At 61.2% G+C, this 18,111-nt stretch carries 23 protein-coding genes; 10 read left to right on the top strand and 13 right to left on the bottom strand.

Annotation, left to right across the window (positions count from 1 at the left end):
* Positions 1-171: 171 nt before the first annotated feature.
* Positions 172-1,188, bottom strand: a complete 1,017-nt coding sequence (locus tag HX805_RS23640; RefSeq protein WP_003212103.1) for a DUF4917 family protein — start codon at positions 1,186-1,188, stop codon at positions 172-174.
* Between the two features lie 127 nt (positions 1,189-1,315).
* Between HX805_RS23640 and yiaY the strand changes: the two genes are divergently transcribed.
* Entirely contained in the window at positions 1,316-2,464 is a 1,149-nt protein-coding gene (yiaY, locus tag HX805_RS23635; RefSeq protein ID WP_003212101.1) for an L-threonine dehydrogenase, read from the top strand.
* Here the strand turns inward: yiaY and HX805_RS23630 are convergent.
* Positions 2,431-3,618, bottom strand: a complete 1,188-nt coding sequence (locus HX805_RS23630) for an MFS transporter (protein ID WP_177080189.1) — start codon at positions 3,616-3,618, stop codon at positions 2,431-2,433. The two genes, yiaY and HX805_RS23630, sit on opposite strands and share 34 nt — an antisense overlap.
* A gap of 115 nt (positions 3,619-3,733) precedes the next feature.
* On the opposite strand from HX805_RS23630, the gene HX805_RS23625 reads away from it, so the two are divergent.
* The 5 genes from HX805_RS23625 to HX805_RS23605 all read left to right on the top strand — a co-directional run bounded on the left by HX805_RS23625 (position 3,734) and on the right by HX805_RS23605 (position 9,098).
* Positions 3,734-4,408, top strand: coding sequence for an NAD(P)H-binding protein (locus tag HX805_RS23625; protein ID WP_102604145.1), 675 nt, complete (start codon positions 3,734-3,736; stop codon positions 4,406-4,408).
* Entirely contained in the window at positions 4,409-5,320 is a 912-nt protein-coding gene (locus HX805_RS23620) for a LysR family transcriptional regulator (RefSeq protein ID WP_177080188.1), read from the top strand.
* Positions 5,321-5,578: 258 nt separating this feature from the next.
* Positions 5,579-6,772 carry a CaiB/BaiF CoA-transferase family protein gene (locus tag HX805_RS23615; protein WP_177117335.1) on the top strand — a complete coding sequence of 398 codons (1,194 nt, stop codon included), beginning with the start codon at positions 5,579-5,581 and terminating at the stop codon, positions 6,770-6,772.
* Positions 6,769-7,707, top strand: a complete 939-nt coding sequence (locus HX805_RS23610; protein WP_177008902.1) for a hydroxymethylglutaryl-CoA lyase — start codon at positions 6,769-6,771, stop codon at positions 7,705-7,707. Before HX805_RS23615 ends, HX805_RS23610 begins: the two co-directional genes overlap by 4 nt.
* Before the next feature lie 59 nt (positions 7,708-7,766).
* Positions 7,767-9,098, top strand: a complete 1,332-nt coding sequence (locus tag HX805_RS23605) for an MFS transporter (protein WP_177054976.1) — start codon at positions 7,767-7,769, stop codon at positions 9,096-9,098.
* Here HX805_RS23605 and HX805_RS23600 read toward each other — a convergent pair whose 3' ends face one another.
* On the bottom strand, positions 9,099-9,587 hold the full coding sequence (locus tag HX805_RS23600) for a DMT family transporter (protein ID WP_177008904.1): 489 nt from the start codon (positions 9,585-9,587) through the stop codon (positions 9,099-9,101).
* 68 nt (positions 9,588-9,655) lie between these two features.
* Between HX805_RS23600 and HX805_RS23595 the strand changes: the two genes are divergently transcribed.
* Positions 9,656-10,573: a LysR family transcriptional regulator gene (locus tag HX805_RS23595; protein ID WP_008437802.1), complete on the top strand. Its 918-nt coding sequence runs from the start codon at positions 9,656-9,658 to the stop codon at positions 10,571-10,573.
* A gap of 6 nt (positions 10,574-10,579) precedes the next feature.
* On the opposite strand, the gene HX805_RS23590 is transcribed toward HX805_RS23595, so the two are convergent.
* Positions 10,580-10,864 (bottom strand): type II toxin-antitoxin system RelE/ParE family toxin, encoded by a 285-nt coding sequence (locus tag HX805_RS23590; RefSeq protein WP_008437803.1) that lies wholly within the window; start codon positions 10,862-10,864, stop codon positions 10,580-10,582.
* Positions 10,854-11,093 (bottom strand): CopG family ribbon-helix-helix protein, encoded by a 240-nt coding sequence (locus HX805_RS23585; RefSeq protein WP_008437804.1) that lies wholly within the window; start codon positions 11,091-11,093, stop codon positions 10,854-10,856. The genes HX805_RS23590 and HX805_RS23585 overlap by 11 nt, the downstream gene beginning before the upstream one ends.
* Positions 11,094-11,302: 209 nt before the next feature.
* On the opposite strand from HX805_RS23585, the gene HX805_RS23580 reads away from it, so the two are divergent.
* Positions 11,303-11,830 (top strand): DUF4142 domain-containing protein, encoded by a 528-nt coding sequence (locus HX805_RS23580; protein WP_003212082.1) that lies wholly within the window; start codon positions 11,303-11,305, stop codon positions 11,828-11,830.
* A gap of 55 nt (positions 11,831-11,885) precedes the next feature.
* Here HX805_RS23580 and HX805_RS23575 read toward each other — a convergent pair whose 3' ends face one another.
* The 6 genes from HX805_RS23575 to HX805_RS23550 form a co-directional block, all read right to left on the bottom strand.
* Positions 11,886-12,311 (bottom strand): low affinity iron permease family protein, encoded by a 426-nt coding sequence (locus HX805_RS23575; protein ID WP_003212079.1) that lies wholly within the window; start codon positions 12,309-12,311, stop codon positions 11,886-11,888.
* Positions 12,312-12,421: 110 nt separating this feature from the next.
* The gene (locus HX805_RS23570; RefSeq protein WP_177068317.1) at positions 12,422-12,904 is read right to left on the bottom strand and encodes a methylated-DNA--[protein]-cysteine S-methyltransferase; all 483 of its coding nucleotides are present in this window, start codon (positions 12,902-12,904) and stop codon (positions 12,422-12,424) included.
* Between the two features lie 89 nt (positions 12,905-12,993).
* Positions 12,994-13,326: a hypothetical protein gene (locus tag HX805_RS23565; protein WP_003212076.1), complete on the bottom strand. Its 333-nt coding sequence runs from the start codon at positions 13,324-13,326 to the stop codon at positions 12,994-12,996.
* Positions 13,327-13,348: 22 nt separating this feature from the next.
* Positions 13,349-13,759: a type II toxin-antitoxin system HicB family antitoxin gene (locus tag HX805_RS23560; protein ID WP_003212074.1), complete on the bottom strand. Its 411-nt coding sequence runs from the start codon at positions 13,757-13,759 to the stop codon at positions 13,349-13,351.
* Between the two features lie 23 nt (positions 13,760-13,782).
* Positions 13,783-13,965: a type II toxin-antitoxin system HicA family toxin gene (locus HX805_RS23555; protein WP_003189411.1), complete on the bottom strand. Its 183-nt coding sequence runs from the start codon at positions 13,963-13,965 to the stop codon at positions 13,783-13,785.
* 171 nt (positions 13,966-14,136) lie between these two features.
* On the bottom strand, positions 14,137-15,045 hold the full coding sequence (locus HX805_RS23550; RefSeq protein WP_087692622.1) for a LysR family transcriptional regulator: 909 nt from the start codon (positions 15,043-15,045) through the stop codon (positions 14,137-14,139).
* A 95-nt stretch (positions 15,046-15,140) separates the two neighbouring features.
* On the opposite strand from HX805_RS23550, the gene HX805_RS23545 reads away from it, so the two are divergent.
* Both HX805_RS23545 and HX805_RS23540 read left to right on the top strand, forming a co-directional pair.
* Positions 15,141-16,304 carry an MFS transporter gene (locus HX805_RS23545; protein ID WP_177080187.1) on the top strand — a complete coding sequence of 388 codons (1,164 nt, stop codon included), beginning with the start codon at positions 15,141-15,143 and terminating at the stop codon, positions 16,302-16,304.
* Positions 16,301-17,491: an MFS transporter gene (locus HX805_RS23540; protein WP_177080186.1), complete on the top strand. Its 1,191-nt coding sequence runs from the start codon at positions 16,301-16,303 to the stop codon at positions 17,489-17,491. Before HX805_RS23545 ends, HX805_RS23540 begins: the two co-directional genes overlap by 4 nt.
* On the opposite strand, the gene HX805_RS23535 is transcribed toward HX805_RS23540, so the two are convergent.
* Together HX805_RS23535 and HX805_RS23530 are read right to left on the bottom strand one after the other, a co-directional pair.
* Entirely contained in the window at positions 17,484-17,792 is a 309-nt protein-coding gene (locus HX805_RS23535) for an addiction module antidote protein (protein ID WP_177080185.1), read from the bottom strand. The two genes, HX805_RS23540 and HX805_RS23535, sit on opposite strands and share 8 nt — an antisense overlap.
* A 2-nt stretch (positions 17,793-17,794) precedes the next feature.
* Positions 17,795-18,088 carry a type II toxin-antitoxin system RelE/ParE family toxin gene (locus HX805_RS23530; protein ID WP_003212063.1) on the bottom strand — a complete coding sequence of 98 codons (294 nt, stop codon included), beginning with the start codon at positions 18,086-18,088 and terminating at the stop codon, positions 17,795-17,797.
* Positions 18,089-18,111 lie beyond the last annotated feature (23 nt).

The raw sequence follows: 18,111 nt of genomic DNA, 5'->3' as shown, positions 1-18,111 counted from the left end.
ATGCCGAGCCTAGGCGAGGCACCGAGTGGTGGGGCAAAGCGTTTTTTGGTTACTTTTTTAGGCGTTTGTAAAAAAGTGACCCGCTGTAAGAGCGGAACCATAAGTGGCCGTTACCGCAGCAACGGATATGTACACCCCACCCCACCCCACCTCACCTCACCCCAACTACCATCACCGCTCCACGGGCACCGAAAGCCCCGAATTCCCAAGCGCATGACTACGCGCATCAAAAAACCGCAACTCCACCTCCATCCCCTCAAACAACTCCGCAAAACGCCGCTTCTGCTGCTGGATAAACCCTGCACTGCGGCCAAACACCGAAATCGCCAACGTGCTGATCTTCGCCTGTCGAATCGCCTGCACCAGATGCACATCCTGCGCGCCGAGGTGATGCCCAAAGATGCATAGCCCACCTTCATGGCCCAACAACTGCTCATAACAGAACGACAAATAGTCAGAACTGCGAATGGTCTTCAGCTTCTCCTCAACCTTGCCCTCGCTGACAAACAACGGCACATCATCCAGCGTCTTGATCGTGTTGTTGATCGCAAAACTGCTGAGCAACGTGCTGTCAGTGGTCGGCAATTTACGCGCCGTACCATCAAGGTTACGCACCAGGTGCAGGCCACCATGCAGATACAAAATGCGCGTGGTGTCGCAGGCAGTATTGCGCAGGTCAAAGCTCGCATCGGCACTGCGAAACAGATCATCGATGCCCGGCGCATGCAGGATCGCCCAGTAGTTGAGCAGGTCGTAATTGCTGGTGAACACCGTCGGGTAACTCGCCAGCTCCTGATGGAGGGTCGCCAGTGTCGACGGCTTCACCAGGCGCCACGGAATATGCACGCTGTGGATCGTATTGATCAGCGCTTCCTTGATCGCGTAATAGCGATTACGCGGCGCAGCCGAGCTGACCGCCAGGGCCTTGTTGACCCGGCTGGTGGTTTTCAGTGCACCCAGCACCTGCTCGAAGCTGCGGGTCTGCATCGCGTCAAACACGCTGAGTTCGGACTGGCTCAGGGGTTTTTCTTCCACGGTGCGGGCGTTTTCGAACAGCGAGTCGTAGGCAAAGTCTTCCCACACTGCGCGGCTGGCGCCGTTGCCGATCAGGATCCCGCTGATGGCGGTACTGCTGCGCAAGGCGTTCCAGTCTTCTAGGTGGGCATCAAAATCCTGGGAATCCTTCATTGCGGCGGGTCTACTCGAAATCGGCTGGGCGGTGACTTTATCACGAGCGGGCGTTGATCCTGGTCAAGATGCCGCAGGCAATCGAGGTCGATGCTGTAGGCATAACGACTTTAAAGGATTAGCCACCATGAGCAGCACCTTCTTCATTCCCGCCGTCAACATCATGGGCCTCGACTGCCTCGACGAAGCCATGACCGCGATTCGCAACTACGGTTTTCGCAAGGCGCTGATCGTCACTGACGCCGGGATGGCCAAGGCAGGTGTGGCCAGCATGATCGCCGAGAAGCTTGCGATGCAAGACATCGACTCGGTGATCTATGACGGCGCCAAGCCCAACCCGAACGTCGATAACGTCGAAAAAGGCCTGGCACTGCTGCAGCAGAGCGCCTGTGATTTCGTGGTGTCACTGGGCGGTGGCTCACCCCATGACTGTGCCAAGGGCATTGCCCTGTGTGCGACCAACGGCGGGCACATCGGCGACTACGAAGGCGTCGATCAGTCGGCCAAACCGCAACTGCCGCTGGTGGCCATCAACACCACCGCCGGCACGGCCAGCGAAATGACCCGCTTCTGCATCATCACCGACGAAACCCGCCACGTGAAAATGGCCATCGTCGACCGCAACGTCACGCCGCTGCTGTCGGTCAACGACCCGGCGCTGATGGTCGGCATGCCCAAGGGCCTGACTGCCGCCACCGGCATGGACGCGCTCACCCACGCAATCGAAGCCTACGTGTCCACCGCCGCCAACCCGATCACCGATGCCTGCGCGATCAAGGCCATCGAGCTGATCAGCGCCAACCTGCGGATTGCGGTGCGCGACGGTAAAGACCTGGCCGCCCGGGAGAACATGGCCTACGCGCAGTTCCTTGCCGGCATGGCCTTCAACAACGCGTCCCTGGGGTTCGTGCACGCCATGGCGCACCAGTTGGGCGGGCTGTATGACTTGCCTCACGGCGTGTGCAATGCGGTGCTGTTGCCCCATGTGCAAAGCTTCAACGCCAGCGTCAGCGCCGAGCGCCTGAGCCATGTGGCACGGGCCCTTGGCGCAGATATCAAGGGTACGTCGGTGGAAGAGGGCGCCCAGGCGGCCATCGCGGCGATTCGCAGCCTGTCCCAGGATGTGGAAATTCCTGCCGGGTTGCGGGAGCTGGGCGCCAAGTTGCAGGACATCCCGCTGCTGGCGTCCAACGCCCTGAAGGACGCCTGCGGCCTGACCAACCCACGGCGGGCGGATCAGCGTCAGATTGAAGAGATCTTCCGCAGCGCGTTCTGATCAGTCCTGGCCATGGCGACGCACAGCAGTGCGCCGCCCGCCAGCGTCACGCATAACACCGCCAACGGCCAGGCCTGCTGACTCGCCAGCAGGCTGGCCACGCCACCGATCGCCGCAGCCATCAACTGATGCATAAAGCCGCTCAAGGCCATGGCGTAGGAGCCGCTCACCGGTGATTCATCATTGGCCAGCGACAGGCTGATGGGATAACTCATCGATTGGCCGAACACCGCCAGGCAATACGGCAGCCACAGCAGGATCGCCAGCCCATTGGCAAACAGGCTGCCCAGCAACATCGTCGCGCTGCCGCACATGACCAACGCCACGCCCCAACTCATCATCGACAGGCGCCCGGTGCGGGCGACGAGGCGATTGACCATCAACGCCCCCGCCAGATACGCCCCGCTGATTGGCCAGCCGAGCCAGCCATATTGCGCCGCGCTCCACTGGAAATGGCCCTGCAAAATCAACGGTGCGCAGGTGTTGAACGCGATGATCACCCCGTAACCCAAACCGCCCGCCAACGCAGGCCGCAGGAACGCCGGATGGCGCAGGATCGTGCCGTAGATGCGCCAGGCCGAGACGTGTCCAGAGGCTTTTTCCAATCTTGGAAACACTACCCGTTGCAGCGCAATCATCAAGCCGACAGCCGCGACCGCCAGCCCATAAAAGATCGCCTCCCAACCAAACGCCACTTGCAACAGCGAGCCCACAAACTGCCCGATGCCCAGGGCGATCACGAACGTCATGCCCAGCCACGACAAACCTTTGGCCAACAGGGCACCGCTGAAGCTGTCACGAACCAGCACCCGCGCCATCACCGACACACCGCCCGCACCGAGGCCTTGAACAAGGCGCAGGCCGAGGAACGATTCGAGGCTGTAGGCGGACGGAATCGCCGCACTGGCCAGCGCATACAACGCCAACGCTGCCAGCAACACCGGCTTTCTACCCAGGCGCTCACCGAGGCTGCCCCAGAGCAGCATCGGCAACGCCATGCCGATCAAATACACCGCCAGGGCCAGCGCCACCTGGTCCTCTGCAGCGGTCAATGACAAGGCAATCGCCGGCACGGCGGGCAGATAACTGCTGATGCCAACCTGGGACAAAAAGGCCGCGCTGCAGGCAATGGTGAGGGTCGTGGTGCTTTTCAAGGGGCAAAAGATCCTGTTGAGCAGTAAGCTGCAAGCCGCAAGCTACAAGTTGCCAGTGGGTTTGTCTCTACCTTGCAGCATGAAGCTAACCGCTTGTCGCTTAGGAACCAACCTTATGAGAGTTCTATTATTCGGCGCCACCGGCATGGTCGGCCAAGGCGTGTTGCGCGAGTGCCTGCTGGCCAGTGACGTGCAGGAAGTCGTCGCCGTCGGCCGTACCGCGCTGACCCAGGAACACGGCAAGCTGCATCAAGTGCTGCATGCCGACATGTTTGATTTCCAGCCCCTGGAGCATCTGCTGCAAGGTTTTGACGCCTGCTTCTTTTGCCTGGGCGTGTCCTCGGTGGGCATGGATGAAGCCAAGTACACCCATTTGAGCTACGACTTGACGCTGGTGGCCGCCAGCACCCTGGCGCGGCTTAACCCGCAGATGACCTTCATCTACGTGTCCGGCGCCGGGACTGACAGCAGCGAAACCGGCAAAACCATGTGGGCACGGATCAAGGGCAAGACCGAGAATGCGTTGCTGCGCCTGCCGTTCAAGGCGGTGTACCTGTTCCGTCCCGGGGTGATCCAGCCGTTGCACGGCGTGCGCTCGAAAACCCCGCTCTACCAGTCCATCTACACCGTGGTCGGCCCGTTGTTGTCGCTGCTGCGCCATGTGCGACCGGCCTGGGTGGTGAGCACGGAAACCGTTGGCCGCGCGATGCTCTCGGCCGTCCGGCACGGCGCACCTCTGCCGGTGGTGGAGCAGGCCGATATCAATCGCCTGGCCACCGAGCGCGCCTAGATGCTGCACAAAAGCCTGGTTCGCCGCCTTGACCTGATCACCCTGCAATTGTTTGTGGCAGTGCATGAGGAAGGCACGCTGACCCGCGCCGCCGCCCGTGAAGCCATCGCGGTCTCCGCGGCCAGCAAGCGCTTGATGGAGCTGGAACAGGTGCTGGGCGTCAGCCTGTTTGTGCGCCAGGCCAAGGGCATGCAGCTCACGGCTGCCGGCGAGACCTTGCTGCACCATGCACGGCAGATGCTGTTCAATGTCGAGAAGATGGGCCTGGAGCTGGGCGAACACAGTCACGGCGTGCGCGGTTATGTGCGGATGCTGGCGAACCTCTCGGCAATCATTCAGTTCCTGCCCGAAGACTTGCGCGACTTTTCCGCGCTGCATCCACAGGTGAAGGCCGACCTGGAAGAGCGGCCCAGCAACGGCGTGGTCCAGGGTGTGATTGACGGCGTTGCGGACCTGGGCATCTGTTCCAGCGACACCGATACCAAAGGCCTGCCCGGTGTGACCTATCGCCGGGACAAACTGGTGGTGCTGATGCCGGCGGATTACCCGTTGGCGTCGCGCAAGACCCTGACGTTCGCCGAGACGCTGGACAGCGACTACGTGGGGCTGCATTCCGCCAGTTCGATCAACATGCGCACCCATGCGGCGGCGCGGGAGGCGGGCAAGGTGCTGCGCTTGCGGATCCATGTGCCGGGCTTCGATGCCATGTGCCGGATGGTCCAGGCCAACATGGGCATCGGCATCCTGCCGCAAAAAGCCTATGAACTGTTTGGCCGGGCGTTGGGCTTGCACGCGGTGCCGCTGACGGATGCCTGGTCGGACCGCAGCCTGATCCTGGTGGTGCGTGATGAAGAACAGCTGTCACCGGTGAGCCGGCTGTTGTTCGATTACCTGCGGCGGGAGCAGGCGTAAGCAAACCCTGTGGCGAGGGCGCTTGCTGTGGTGAGGGAGCTTGCTGTGGCGAGGGAGCTTGCTCCCGCTGGGCTGCGTAGCAGCCCCAAAAAAGCCGGGAGCGCTACGCACTCCAGCGGGAGCAAGCTCCCTCGCCACAACCAGTCCTTACTCAAGCGTTCGCATTTGGCGAACGCTCGTTGCCAACTGACGGTTGGATTTCTACTGCCTGCGTCCTCTAGCCTTGGCCCCACATTCCAAGAACAAGAGGTACACCCCATGACGGCTCCCCTGAGCGGTATCAAGGTGATCGAGATCGGCACCCTGATTGCCGCGCCCTTCGCCGCCCGGCTGATGGCCGAGTTTGGCGCCGAGGTGATCAAGATCGAAGCCATGGGGCAGGGCGATCCGCTTCGCAAATGGCGAAAGCTGCACGAAGGCACGTCGCTGTGGTGGTACCTGCAATCGCGCAACAAGAAGTCCCTGGCCCTGGACCTCAAGTCGGCAGAAGGCCTGGACCTGGTCAAGCAATTGCTGGGCGACGCCGACGTGCTGATCGAAAACCTGCGCCCCGGCGGCCTGGAAAAACTCGGCCTGGGCTGGGACGTGCTGCACGCCCTCAACCCCAAGCTGACCCTGGTGCGCATCTCCGGCTACGGCCAGACCGGCCCTTACCGCGACCGCCCGGGCTTCGGTGCCATCGGCGAGGCCATGGGCGGGATTCGCTACACCACCGGCAATCCGGATTCGCCACCGGCGCGGGTTGGCGTGAGCCTCGGTGATTCCCTGGCGTCGCTGCACGGTGTGATCGGCGCGCTGATGTCGCTGCTGCGGGTCAAGACCGGCCAGGGCGACGGCCAGATTGTCGACGTGTCCCTGGCCGAAAGCGTGTTCAACCTGATGGAAAGCCTGGTGCCGGAATACGACATGCTTGGCCATGTGCGTGAACGCAGTGGCGGCGCCTTGCCCGGCATTGCACCGTCCAACACCTACCTGACCGCCGACGGCGCCTATGTGGTGATCGCCGGCAACAGCGACCCGATCTACAAGCGCCTGATGCTCGCCATCGGCCGCGCCGACCTGGCCGAAGCGCCGGAGTTTGCCCACAACGATGGCCGCGCTGCCAAGAGCGGCCTGCTGGACGCCGCCATCACCCACTGGACCAGCAGCCTGCCCATCGACGAGGTGCTCAGTGCCCTGGAAGCCGCCGAAGTACCGGCGGGGCGCATCTATTCAGTGGCTGATATCGTCGCCGATCCGCACTACCAGGCCCGCAACATGCTGCTCAGCGCCGACCTGCCCGGCGGCCTCACGGTGAAGATGCCCGGTATCGTGCCCAAACTGTCGGAAACCCCCGGCGCGGTGAATTGGCAGGGCCCGAGCCTGGGCCAGCACACTGATTCAATCCTCGGCGACCTGGGCCTGAGCGGCGCCGATATTCAACGCCTGAAATCCTCGGGAGTGGTGCAATGAAAAACTATTCCGATGCGCTGATCGTGCAGGAAGTCTCGCCCCGTGACGGCCTGCAAATCGAGCCGACCTGGGTCGAGACTGTCGACAAGATCGCGTTGATAGACCAACTGTCCATGGCCGGGTTTTCCCGGATCGAAGCCGGCTCGTTCGTGTCGCCCAAGGCCATCCCTGCGTTGCGCGATGGTGAACAGGTTTTCCAGGGCATCACCCGTCATCCCGGGGTTATCTACGTGGCGTTGATCCCCAACCTCAAGGGCGCCCAGCGTGCCATCGAGTCCCGGGCCGATGAGTTGAACCTGGTGATGTCCGCCAGCCAGACCCACAACCTGGCGAATATGCGCATGCGTTGCGAGGCATCGTTGGCCGCATTCGGCGATATCGTGAGCTTTGCTGCCGAGCACCCGGTGCGCCTCAACGGCAGCATCGCGACCACCTTCGGCTGCCCGTTCGAGGGCAAGATCGATGAGGACCGCGTGCTGCAATTGGTCGACGCTTACCGCGAGCTGGGCATCCAGGGCATCAGCCTGGCCGACACCACCGGCATGGCCAATCCGCGTCAGGTCGAGCGCCTGGTCAAGCGCGTGCTCGAACGTGTTCCGGCGAGCGACCTGACCCTGCATTTCCACAACACCCGCGGCCTGGGTTTGTGCAATGTGCTGGCCGCCTACGAGGCCGGTGCGCGGCGGTTTGATGCGGCATTGGGCGGCCTCGGCGGTTGCCCGTTTGCGCCCGGCGCGTCGGGCAATATCTGCACTGAAGACCTGGTCAACCTGTGTGATGAAGTCGGGATCCACACCGGCATCGACCTGCCGCACCTGCTGAAAATGTCGCGGCAATTGCCGGCCTTGCTGGGCCATGAGTTGCCGGGCCAGGTGGCCAAGGCCGGGCGCAATTGCGACCTGCATCCGCCACCGGCCTACATCGCCACCTTGTAAGCCGTAACCAGACAACAAAAACAATCGGATGCCTGCGAGCAGTCCGCTGGAGAGAATCGATGAGCCTTAATACGTTGGAGGCCGGCGTGCGCCCGGCCGCTGAACACGATGCCGAAAAAGCCCTGGTCAGCAAGGTCGCCTGGCGCCTGATGCCGCTGATCATGGTCTGCTACCTGTTCGCGTTTTTTGACCGCATCAACATCAGCTTCGCCAAGTTCCAGCTACAGGCCGACCTGAGCCTGAGTGACACTGCCTATGGTCTCGGCGCCGGGCTGTTTGTGGTGGGCTATGTGATCTTTGAAGTGCCGAGCAACATGATGCTGTACAAGGTCGGCGCCCGCCGCTGGATCGCTCGCATCATGATGTCGTGGGGGCTGGCGACGGCCGCTATGGTGTTCGTCACGGCCGAATGGCAGTTCTACGGCCTGCGTTTCATCATCGGTGCGATGGAGGCCGGGTTTGCCCCGGGCGTGCTGTATTACCTGACGTTGTGGTTCCCGCAGCACTTCCGTGGGCGCATCACCTCGATGCTGTTCCTGGCGTCGGCGTTTGCCGGGCTGGTGGGCGCGCCGTTCTCCGGGCTGGTGCTGGAACACCTCGATGGTGTGCTGCAAATGCGCGGCTGGCACTGGTTGTTCTTGCTCGGTGGCTTGCCCTGTGTGGGCCTGGGGTTCCTGGTGCTCAAGCTGCTCAAGGACCGTATCGAGGACGCCCACTGGCTGACCTCGACGGAGAAGACGTTGCTGGCCAGCCGCATTGCCGTGCATGAACCCCACAAGAGCGGTGGCTCGTTGCTGGCTGCATTGCGTATCCCAGGCTTCCTGATGCTGGGTTTTATCTACTTCCTGATCCAGGTGGCGTCCTACGGCCTGAACTTCTGGGCGCCGCAACTGATCCGCAGCGCCGGCACCCAGAGCCCGGTGATGATCGGCTTGCTGACGGCGATTCCCTACGTCTGCGGTGCCATCAGCATGGTGGTGATCGGACGCTTGTCCGACGCCACCGGCGAACGTCGCAAGTTCGTCAGCGGCCTGGTGGCGCTGGGGGCGGTGGGGTTCTTCTGTGCCGGGATCTTTGCCGATCACACCACGTTCCTGATCGTCGCCCTGAGCTTGCTGGGCGCGGGGATCATCGCTTCGATCCCGACGTTCTGGACGCTGCCGCCGAAGTTGTTGGCCGGTGCCGGCGCGGGCGCTGCTGGCGGGATCGCGGTGATCAACACGTTGGGCCAGTTCGGCGGCATCGTCAGCCCGGTGATGGTCGGCCGGATCAAGGACCTCACCGGCAGCACCACGCCGGCGCTGTATGTCATCGGCGTGTGTGCGTTGCTGGCGGCGGCGCTGTTGCTGTGGGGCTTGCCTCAGAAGCTGCGCACCCTCGACAAGCGCTGATCAGCCGGCGGTCACCAGCGAGCGGGTGGGTGCGGCACTGAATTGAATCAGGGCCACACCGCCAATCAACATCAGCGCCCCGATCAACCGGGGCGCGGTCAATTGGCGTTCCACCAGCCCGAACAAGCCGAAGTGGTCCAGCATCAACGAGGCGACGATTTGCCCGGCCATCGCCAGGGCGATAAACCCCGAGGCGCCGAGCTTGGGCATCAGGATCAACGCCAGCGAAATGAAGCACACGCCGAACGCGCCGCCGCTCCACATCCACAGCGGCGCCTTGGTGATAAAACCCAGGTTGGGCAGCGGCAGGCGCAGGGCCAGGATCACCGGCAGCAGCACGACGATGCTCACCAGCAGCGAGGCGAGGGTGGCCCACAGCGGATGCCCCAGGCCGCGTCCCAGGTTGGCGTTGATCGCGCTTTGAAACGGCACCACTGCCCCGGCAAACGCGGCCAACAGCAACAAACCTACCCAATGCAACGTCGTCATGATCAATATCCCAGAGGTTTTGCTGGACTCTAGGCTATTCGTCGCGCAAATTTAAATTCCAAGTTCTTATGCAGAACATGCAGCTGATGAATGATCTACGACGCATCGACCTTAACCTGCTGGTGATCCTTGACGCCTTGCTCAGCGAGCAACACGTGACCCGTGCCGCCGAGCGCCTGCACCTGAGCCAGCCGGCGGTGAGCCACGCGCTGGCGCGGTTGCGGGATTTGCTCGGAGACGCGTTGCTGGTGCGCCAGGGCAGCTCGCTGGTGCCCACTGCTCGTGCTCTGGAACTGGCCATGCCGCTGGCGGAAGCGCTGGCCCAGGTACAGGCGCTGCTGGAGCCCAATCGTTTTGATCCGGCGTCGGCCAAGCGCACCTTCCGGGTCGCCATGTCGGACTACAGTGCGGCGATTTTCTTGCCGGGGCTGGTGCGCACCTTGCGCCGGGAAGCGCCGGGGATTGATTTGCAGATTATCCAGGCCAGTCGCGAAGGCATGCTTGACGGTGTGCTCAATGGCGATATCGACCTGGCGGCCGGGGTGTTTCCCGACATGCCTGCCGAACTGCGCAGCACGCCGCTGTTTGAAGAGCATTACGTGTGCCTGGTGGACCGTGACAGCCTGCCGGCAAGCGGTGTACTCGACCTGCCCACCTATCTGGCGCGGCCCCACGTATTGCTGGAAATGCGTGGCAGCGGCACCCCGGAAATCGAACGGGCGCTGACGGCGATTCGTGAGCGCCGGCACGTGTCTATCAGCTTGCCTCATTGGGGTGTTGCGCCGCAGTTGATCCAGGGCACGGACCTGATTCTTACCGTGTCGTCTCGCGGGCTGCTGAACATTGATCACGAACAGTTGTTGGCGGTGCCGCCGCCGTTTCACATTCCGTCGTTTGCGTTTGTGCTGGCGTGGCATTCGCGGCGGGGTGGGGACGCGGCGTTGCAGTGGTTGAATGGGCAGGTGCAGGTTGTGATACAGGGTTGATCGGCGTTACCAACTGTTCGGTGGTTGGCGCCGTGTGTGAAATATTCGAAGAACCTGTAACCGTCCCTCGCGAATACGATATGGCACGAGATAGGGCCAGCGTGGCATCACCCACTCACGTGTACCAGGAACGCGTCCTTCTCGACCCATCGCCGGAAACTCAGCAACATGCTCAAGCCCCGTCCGGATGGCCTGAACAAACTCATAAGCCGCTTTGGGGTTTTCCTGGGCGATGAAAGCTGCTTCATCATCAAGATTTTTGAGTGCTGCCTTCAGCCACTCAACGCGCATTGGCACGCCATTTGTTTGCCACTGCGTCTACTTCGGCGGCAGTTGCAAAGTCACCCGCATCGGCTTCTTTCAACGCCTTTTGAATTTCCTCGATTTGCCATGCTTCACGCGTCAGGTATTCGCGTAACGCATCGACGGCGAGGAACGATTTGCTGCGCCCGGTGGCCTTGGCAAGGCTGGCGAGTGTTTCGGAGATGTCTTCAGGTAGACGTAATGACATGACCGACATAAGTGCCTCGATGTAGTGATGTGTAATACAACATACTACATTGTCACCGTTGCATCTTTGTGTCCCGTTCGTCAGGACTGCTCCTCAGTAAGACCTGACGACCGTTCGTCGCACTAACAAGTTTTTTCTAAACCTTTACCGCCCTGAAAATTCAGATTCAGAGCGGGGCTCGTTTCCCTGCACCTGTTTATTACCTGGAGGAACCCATCATGAGCCGCATGGCTATCCGGTTACGCACCGCCAGTTTCGCGATGCTGCTGGGCCTCGGCGCCAGCAATGCTTTCGCCCAGTCGCCTGCCGATTTCATCGAGCAGGCTTCGGCCAAGGGCATGGCCGATATCGAGACCAGCCGCATGGCACACGCCAAGACTTCGTCCCAGGAGATCAAGGACTACACCATCGAAGTCATCAATGAACGCACCCTGGCCAATCAGCACCTGGCGGCCATCGCCAAGAAGCTCGACTTGCCGGTGGCCCCACGGGACAAGATTGTCGACAAGGCCGAATCGCTGATGCCCGAGCTCAAGGACGGCGACTCCTTTGACGCCGCCTACACCGCCCAGCAGATCAAGGCCAACGAAGACGCGATCGCCTTGTTCAAGCAGGAGGGCGCCGAGTCCGATATCCCGGAAATAAAGGCTTTGGTGGATGAGACCTTGCCCAAGTTGGAAGAGCGCCTGGAGAAAGCCCGGGCGCTGGCGTCGACGTACGGTAAGGGTCACCAGGGCGACGGTTGATTGCCTTGAGTACCCCATGAAAAACGGTGGCTGGAGTGATCCAGCCGCCGTTTTTTTATGCCTGGTTCAGGTCCGTCTTGGACCGGCCATTGTCATCCGTTGTTTCGGTAACCAGGGTCGTCACAGTGATGGTTTCACTGTCGCCGATGGTCTTGTATTCCTTGCGCAGTTTCTCCAGTTCCTTGCGGTCCAGGCCGTCCAGGCTCAATACGGCGTTTTGTGCATCCTTGGTGGCGCGCAGCAACTCGTCAATCTTGATATGCAAAATGTCGTTGTCGCGGTTTTGCGTGTTCTGGATCAGGAACACCATCAGGAAGGTGATGATGGTGGTGGAGGTGTTGATGATCAGCTGCCACGTGTCGTTGTAGTGGAAATAAGGCCCGCTCAGACTCCACAGGAGGATCAATCCCACCGCCGCGTAGAACGTGCGGGCGCTGCCTGCCCAGCGGGACAGGGATTGTGAGATGGCGGAGAATTTCATGACCGTTTTCCTATAAGGGTGGGTGATGAAAATACTGACCGCAGGCGCGCTCTGAAATTTCTTTTTACAATTGAGGATCTGAACAAAGTTGTACGTTTTCCTGCTGGGGGTCAGCCGTGATCCTCCAGCGCCAGCAGATACTGCTTGGCCTCAAGCCCGCCGGCGAACCCGGTCAAGCCACCCGACGCACCAATCACCCGATGGCACGGCGCAACAATCGAAATCGGATTGCGCCCGTTGGCGGCGCCGACGGCACGCACGGCCTTGGGGTTGCCTATCTGCGCAGCGATCTGGCTGTAGCTGCGGGTCTCTCCGAACGGGATGGTCAACAGCGCCTGCCAGACTTTCTTCTGGAAGTCGGTGCCGGCGAAGTCCAGTTCCAGCTCGAAACGATTGCGGGCACCGGCGAAGTACTCCTTCAACTGTCGCTCGGTCTCCAGCAGTATTGGGCTGTTGCTGGCTTCTTGCAGGGTACCCAGGCGAACGCGATTGGGCCGCTCTTTTTCCCAGAGAATGGCGGTGAGTTTTCCGTCACGGGCCACGAGGGTGAGTTGGCCGACGGGGGAGGGCATGTATTTGTATTCGTAGGACATGGTCGGGCTCCTTGAGTGGGTATGGCTCTACTGTAGATAGGCCGGCCCAGGGTGGAACTACGTTTCTTGCGGTCGAATTCGCGAACGACTTAGAAGTTCCAGTAAACCCAATCGGCGTAATACGGATACCAATAAAACCACGAGAACCAGTACAGCGCCTTGAGTACCGATGCCGTGCCAATGACAAAAAATGAAGCGATGTTGAGCAGCGTGATGATCACGGCAAATACGGTTACACGCCGACTGGCATGCAGTTGGGCAAACCGGGCGCCATAAACGGAGGCGGTGATGGACGCCAGCACCAACACGAGTCCCAGCGCAAAGGGCAGCCTGAGGAACGAGAGCAGCAGAGGAGCGATCAGCACCCAGCCCAGTACCTTGCGCAGTACGGGGCTGGGCGTGCGGTGTGAGGGAGGGAGCATTGCGCGGTTCCTTGAAGTGCTGTTACCGGTCTTGTTGCAATACCTTGAGGGCAGCAGACGCAAGAAAGCCCGAACGGCTTTTTTCTTCCGGATGATGCAGGACGTATTCGTCAATGCGGTTCAGCAGATAGCCGGGCAACGTGATATTGAGTTTCTGTGCCTTGCCCAGGTACTTGGTCACATCAATATCCACCACCGCCCACGTGCAGCCGGCATATTGCGGGTTGGCGGCATGGAGGGTGACTTTCTGTGCTGTAGGAATGGGCGCACCGTCTTCTGCGAGGATCTCGAAGTGGCCTTCGATCGCTTCGCGGGCCATGGCCATGGCGTCGTCCAGATCATCTCCAGCTGAGAAGCAACCGGGAATGTCCGGGACTTCCACACCCCAGGCATGGTCCTCGTCACCGGTTGAAATTGCGATTGGGTACAGCATGTTTGTTGTCCTCCACGAACGTGTTAGCTGAGCAGAGCTTGTTTCAAAATGCTCTTTGCGGTCTTGTCCAGCAGGTCCTTTTTAGGATGGGGAATCGTCACGAGCCCCGGCTTTGTCGGGTGCTTGAAATGATGATGGCTGCCTCTGATTCGCACCAGATACCAGCCATCCGCAACGATGTGACCTATCAAATATCGGCTGTCCACAGCACCTCCTTGTGGTGTGTGTTGGTGGAGACTATAACTACTGAAAATAAATTATCAACACTCTACCTACCAGCGGTCGATGACCGGTGTTTCTGTAGGGGCTGTATGCAGTGTATGAGCGCATGGGGACGGTGCCCGACGGAGGTATTGCGAGGTTTTTCGAGAGAACAATCAGGCTTTCTGACGAGCCTGCAGCAACTCATCAATTACCGTGAGAAATGCCGTGACCATCAAGCTGCTTGCGCCGCTACGCGTAAGAACGAGCAGCCGTGCATACGCTTCCGCGTCCACCAACGGCCGATACGTCACGCCCTTGTTCATCAAACTCTGCGTACATTCCGGCACCAGCGCCACACCTTGTCCCGCCGCCACCAGTGCAATGATCGAGGTAATTTGCCGTCCCGACGGCCCGGCCCTCAGTGGCAAACCTTTGTGCCGATAAAGCTGCTCAATGGACTGGTTAAGCCCCGAGCCATAATCGGCTGGGAACAGAATCAACGGGTACCCACTCAACTGCGCCAGGCTGACCTCGGCCTGGTTGGCCAACGGGCTGTCGCTGGACACCGCCGCCACCAGCCGCTCCTCACCCAACGACAACGCTTGCACCTCAGTCTGACCGTCCTGGGGCAGTAACCGGCTCAGGCCGATATCCAGGCGGCCATCAGCCACCTGTGCGCCCAGGCTGCCGGAGGCGCATTCCACCAGCGTCAGTTGCACATCGGGAAAGCGTTGGGCGAAGGCTTGAATCGCTTGGCTGAACAAGTCCGACAGGGCTATCGAGCTGACGTAACCCAGCGCCAGTTGCCCGGCGGCACCCGCCGCCAGTTTGCCCGCGATGACTTCAGCGAGGTCGACCTGCTCCAGCACCGCCCGTGCGTAGGGCAGGAACGCGCGCCCCTGGGGAGTGAGCGAAACCGTGCGACTGGTGCGGTCGAACAGGCGAAATCCCAGCTCAGTCTCCAGCGCGGAAATCTGCCGGGTCAACGGCGGCTGGGCCAGGTGCAGGCGAATGGCCGCTCGGCCGAAGTGCAATTCTTCGGCGACGGTCAGAAAGTAACGCAGCTTGCGTAGGTCGAGCATCCTGGCCCCAGGGTATTGATCGGTTCAAAATCGGTATTGGTCTCGGGTGTGCGGGTCATTCTATAAAGGCCTCAGATAATAAAACGAGAGGTTTCATGAAACCGCGCCTGCATTGTGCCCGTCTTGCCCTGTTCCTGTGTGGCTGCGCGGCGTTTCTCAACCTCTACGCCACCCAGAGCATTTTGCAGACCCTTGCCGCCAACTTTGAAGTGAGCGCCAGGGCGGCCGGTTGGAGCATTACCGTCACCACCTTGGCGGTAGCGCTGACCGCGCCCTTTGTCAGCCGCCTGACCGGGCGTTTTGAGCAACGCACGGTGATCTCGGCGGCCGCGCTGTTGCTGGCGTTGCCGGCGCTGATGACTGCCTATGCCAGCAGCTTTGCCGAACTGCTGGTGTGGCGCTTTATCGAAGGCATGCTGATCCCCGTGGTGTTCGCCACCAGCGTGGCCTACATCGGTGATCGCTGGCGCGGCGGCGCCGTCACCGAAGTCACCAGCCTCTACGTGGCCGGCACCGTGCTCGGCGGGTTTGCCGGGCGCTTCGTCACCGGTGTGATGACCGAGTACGTCGGCTGGCGTGAAGCCTTCGAGCTGTTGGCAGTGTTGAGCCTGATGGTGGGCGGGTTTATCCAGTTCCTGCTGCCGGGCAATCCACCCCGAATTGCGCGACCTTCAACCACCTGGGCCGATGTGCTCGGCACGCCGTTGCTGGCAGCCTACGCCGTAGGATTTTGCGTGCTGTTCTCCCAAGTGGCGACGTTTACCTACGCTGGCCTTTACCTCAGCCAGGCCCCGTTCGACCTTGGCCCGGCGGCGCTGGGCACGATCTACATGGTGTTCCTGCTGGCCCTGGTAGTCATTCCCGTTGCCGGGCGCCTGAGCAAATCCCGCCCGCAATCCGAACTGCTGACGGCGGCTGCGGTGCTTGGCGTTTGTGGCTCGGGCCTGACCTTGCTGCCATCCCTGTGGTGCATCGTATGGGGCCTGGCCCTCAGCTCTACGGGCGTGTTCCTCGCCCAGGCCGCCGCCAGCGCCTTCACCACCGCCACCGCCCGCCACAACAAGGCCGGCGCCGTGGGCCTGTACCTCACCTGCTATTACCTGGGCGGCAGCTTCGGCGCCATCGTCCCGGCGCTGATCTGGGGGCGTTGGGGTTGGGTGGGGTGTGTGGCGCTGATCATCGGTTTCCAGCTACTGTCGTTGCTGATCGCCCTGGCGGGCTGGAAGCCCCTCCAACCTGAACTGAGCAAGACCTCATGAACGATGCCGTTGCCCTGCCGGTACCCGAGACTTCCGCCCGTCGCCGCTCGTTGATCGCCGGCTGCAGCGCCCACGCGATTCACGATGGCCTGACCGATGTGATCTACGTGCTGCTGCCGATCTGGCAAGCGCAGTTCGGCATGACCTACGCCCAGGTCGGCCTGCTGCGCGGTGCCTATTCCGGGATGATGGCGGTGTTTCAGTTGATGGCCAGTCGTGCCGCCAAACGCTGGGGACGCACGCCGATGCTGGTGGGCGGCACGGCGCTTGCCGGTGTTGCTTATCTGTTGGTGGGACAGGCGACCGGGTTGGGCATGTTGTTGCTGGCGCTGCTGTTGGGCGGGCTGGGGGCGAGTACCCAGCATCCGCTGGCTTCTTCGATGATCACCGACACCTACGAGAACGGTGGTGGGGTCAAGGAAGCGCTGTCTCAATACAACTTCTCCGGAGACATTGGCAAAACCCTGGTTCCCGGGCTGGTCGGCCTGTTGCTGACCGTCATCAGCTGGCGCGCGAGCGTCACGCTTCTTGGAATGCTGGGATTGGCCGCGGCGGGGTTGCTGTGGTGGCTGATCCCAACGCAGGCAGCGGCGTCTGCTTCCGGCAAAACCGCCAAGACCTTGATCGGAAGTGGCTCGGTCAGCGGTCTGCGTGCGCTGATCGTCACGGGCACACTCGACAGTGCCGTGCGGATGGGCTTTCTCACGTTTCTGCCCTTTCTTCTGCAAGCTAAAGGCGCCGGCACTGCGGGCATCGGTCTCGCGCTGACCATGCTGTTTATCGGCGGCGCCTTCGGCAAATTGCTCTGCGGCTACCTCGGCGCACGCATCGGCATGATGAAAACCGTGTGGCTGACGGAGAGCAGCACGGCGGTGTTGATCGTTGCGGCGGTGTACCTGCCGTTGAGCGGGTTGATGGTGATATTGCCGGTGTTGGGGCTGGCGTTGAATGGCACCTCTTCGGTGCTGTACGGCGCGGTGCCGGATCTCGCTGGCGCAGGTAAACGAGAGCAGGCGTTTGCCGTGTTCTACACCGGCACCATCGGAGGTGGCGCGTTGGCGCCGGTTCTGTTTGGCGGGCTGGGGGACTTGATGGGCGTGCCGGTGGCGGTGATGGTGCTGGCGGGGATGTTGTTGCTGACGTTGCCGTTGGCGTGGGTGGTGCAGCGGGGCTGCTCACTCAAATAACCGAATGATTGGCGACATGCCCCGGCTGTGCTTGCAGATCGATACCCAGTGCGTGAAGCACCTTGAGTACCGTTTCGAAGCGGGGCTTTGCTCCAGGGGCAAATGCCTTGTACAGACTCTCACGGCCCATGCCGGTATCGGTCGCGACCCGCGCCATCCCGCGAGCTTTGGCCACGTACCCGACGGCCCTGAGGAACTCCTCGTTATCGCCGTCGGCCAGAACTTGAGAAAGGTATTCGCTGATGGCTTCATCACTGTCGAGCAGTGCCGCCATATCAAATGTCGTCAGTGTTTGGCTCATGATCAAACTTCCTTTGCCAGTTTTTTTGCTCGCCGGATGTCGGCGTCTTGTGAGGATTTGTCGCCACCGGCCAGCAAGACGATGACGGTTCTTCCTCGCTGCGTGAAATACACTCGATAACCTAGACCGATATCTACGCGCATTTCCGAGACACCATTGCCTACCGTCTTTATATCGCCCAGATTGCCAGCAGATGCGCAATCGATGCGCCGGGCGATGGCGATTTTTGCGCGTAAATCACGTATTGCTGAATGCCAGGTAATGAAGGTCTGCGTTTGCTGGACATGATAGTTCACGGGTTCTCACTGTATCCATATGG

It is taken from the genome of Pseudomonas sp. G5001 (genome assembly GCF_013385475.1).
In the GTDB taxonomy this organism is placed as follows: domain Bacteria; phylum Pseudomonadota; class Gammaproteobacteria; order Pseudomonadales; family Pseudomonadaceae; genus Aquipseudomonas.
This window is presented reverse-complemented; position numbering and strand designations above follow the sequence as displayed.

Coding starts and splice junctions, on each gene's coding strand:
- HX805_RS23640 (WP_003212103.1), bottom strand. CDS start 1,188: ATGAAGGATTCCCAGGATTTTGATGCCCACCTAGAAGACTGGAACGCC.
- HX805_RS23565 (WP_003212076.1), bottom strand. CDS start 13,326: ATGCTCCCTCCCTCACACCGCACGCCCAGCCCCGTACTGCGCAAGGTA.
- HX805_RS23560 (WP_003212074.1), bottom strand. CDS start 13,759: ATGCTGTACCCAATCGCAATTTCAACCGGTGACGAGGACCATGCCTGG.
- HX805_RS23590 (WP_008437803.1), bottom strand. CDS start 10,864: ATGCGCGTTGAGTGGCTGAAGGCAGCACTCAAAAATCTTGATGATGAA.
- HX805_RS23575 (WP_003212079.1), bottom strand. CDS start 12,311: ATGAAATTCTCCGCCATCTCACAATCCCTGTCCCGCTGGGCAGGCAGC.
- HX805_RS23615 (WP_177117335.1), top strand. CDS start 5,579: ATGACGGCTCCCCTGAGCGGTATCAAGGTGATCGAGATCGGCACCCTG.
- HX805_RS23550 (WP_087692622.1), bottom strand. CDS start 15,045: ATGCTCGACCTACGCAAGCTGCGTTACTTTCTGACCGTCGCCGAAGAA.
- HX805_RS23610 (WP_177008902.1), top strand. CDS start 6,769: ATGAAAAACTATTCCGATGCGCTGATCGTGCAGGAAGTCTCGCCCCGT.
- HX805_RS23605 (WP_177054976.1), top strand. CDS start 7,767: ATGAGCCTTAATACGTTGGAGGCCGGCGTGCGCCCGGCCGCTGAACAC.
- HX805_RS23580 (WP_003212082.1), top strand. CDS start 11,303: ATGAGCCGCATGGCTATCCGGTTACGCACCGCCAGTTTCGCGATGCTG.
- HX805_RS23595 (WP_008437802.1), top strand. CDS start 9,656: ATGCAGAACATGCAGCTGATGAATGATCTACGACGCATCGACCTTAAC.
- HX805_RS23540 (WP_177080186.1), top strand. CDS start 16,301: ATGAACGATGCCGTTGCCCTGCCGGTACCCGAGACTTCCGCCCGTCGC.
- yiaY (WP_003212101.1), top strand. CDS start 1,316: ATGAGCAGCACCTTCTTCATTCCCGCCGTCAACATCATGGGCCTCGAC.
- HX805_RS23585 (WP_008437804.1), bottom strand. CDS start 11,093: ATGTCGGTCATGTCATTACGTCTACCTGAAGACATCTCCGAAACACTC.
- HX805_RS23545 (WP_177080187.1), top strand. CDS start 15,141: ATGAAACCGCGCCTGCATTGTGCCCGTCTTGCCCTGTTCCTGTGTGGC.
- HX805_RS23620 (WP_177080188.1), top strand. CDS start 4,409: ATGCTGCACAAAAGCCTGGTTCGCCGCCTTGACCTGATCACCCTGCAA.
- HX805_RS23570 (WP_177068317.1), bottom strand. CDS start 12,904: ATGTCCTACGAATACAAATACATGCCCTCCCCCGTCGGCCAACTCACC.
- HX805_RS23625 (WP_102604145.1), top strand. CDS start 3,734: ATGAGAGTTCTATTATTCGGCGCCACCGGCATGGTCGGCCAAGGCGTG.
- HX805_RS23535 (WP_177080185.1), bottom strand. CDS start 17,792: ATGAGCCAAACACTGACGACATTTGATATGGCGGCACTGCTCGACAGT.
- HX805_RS23600 (WP_177008904.1), bottom strand. CDS start 9,587: ATGACGACGTTGCATTGGGTAGGTTTGTTGCTGTTGGCCGCGTTTGCC.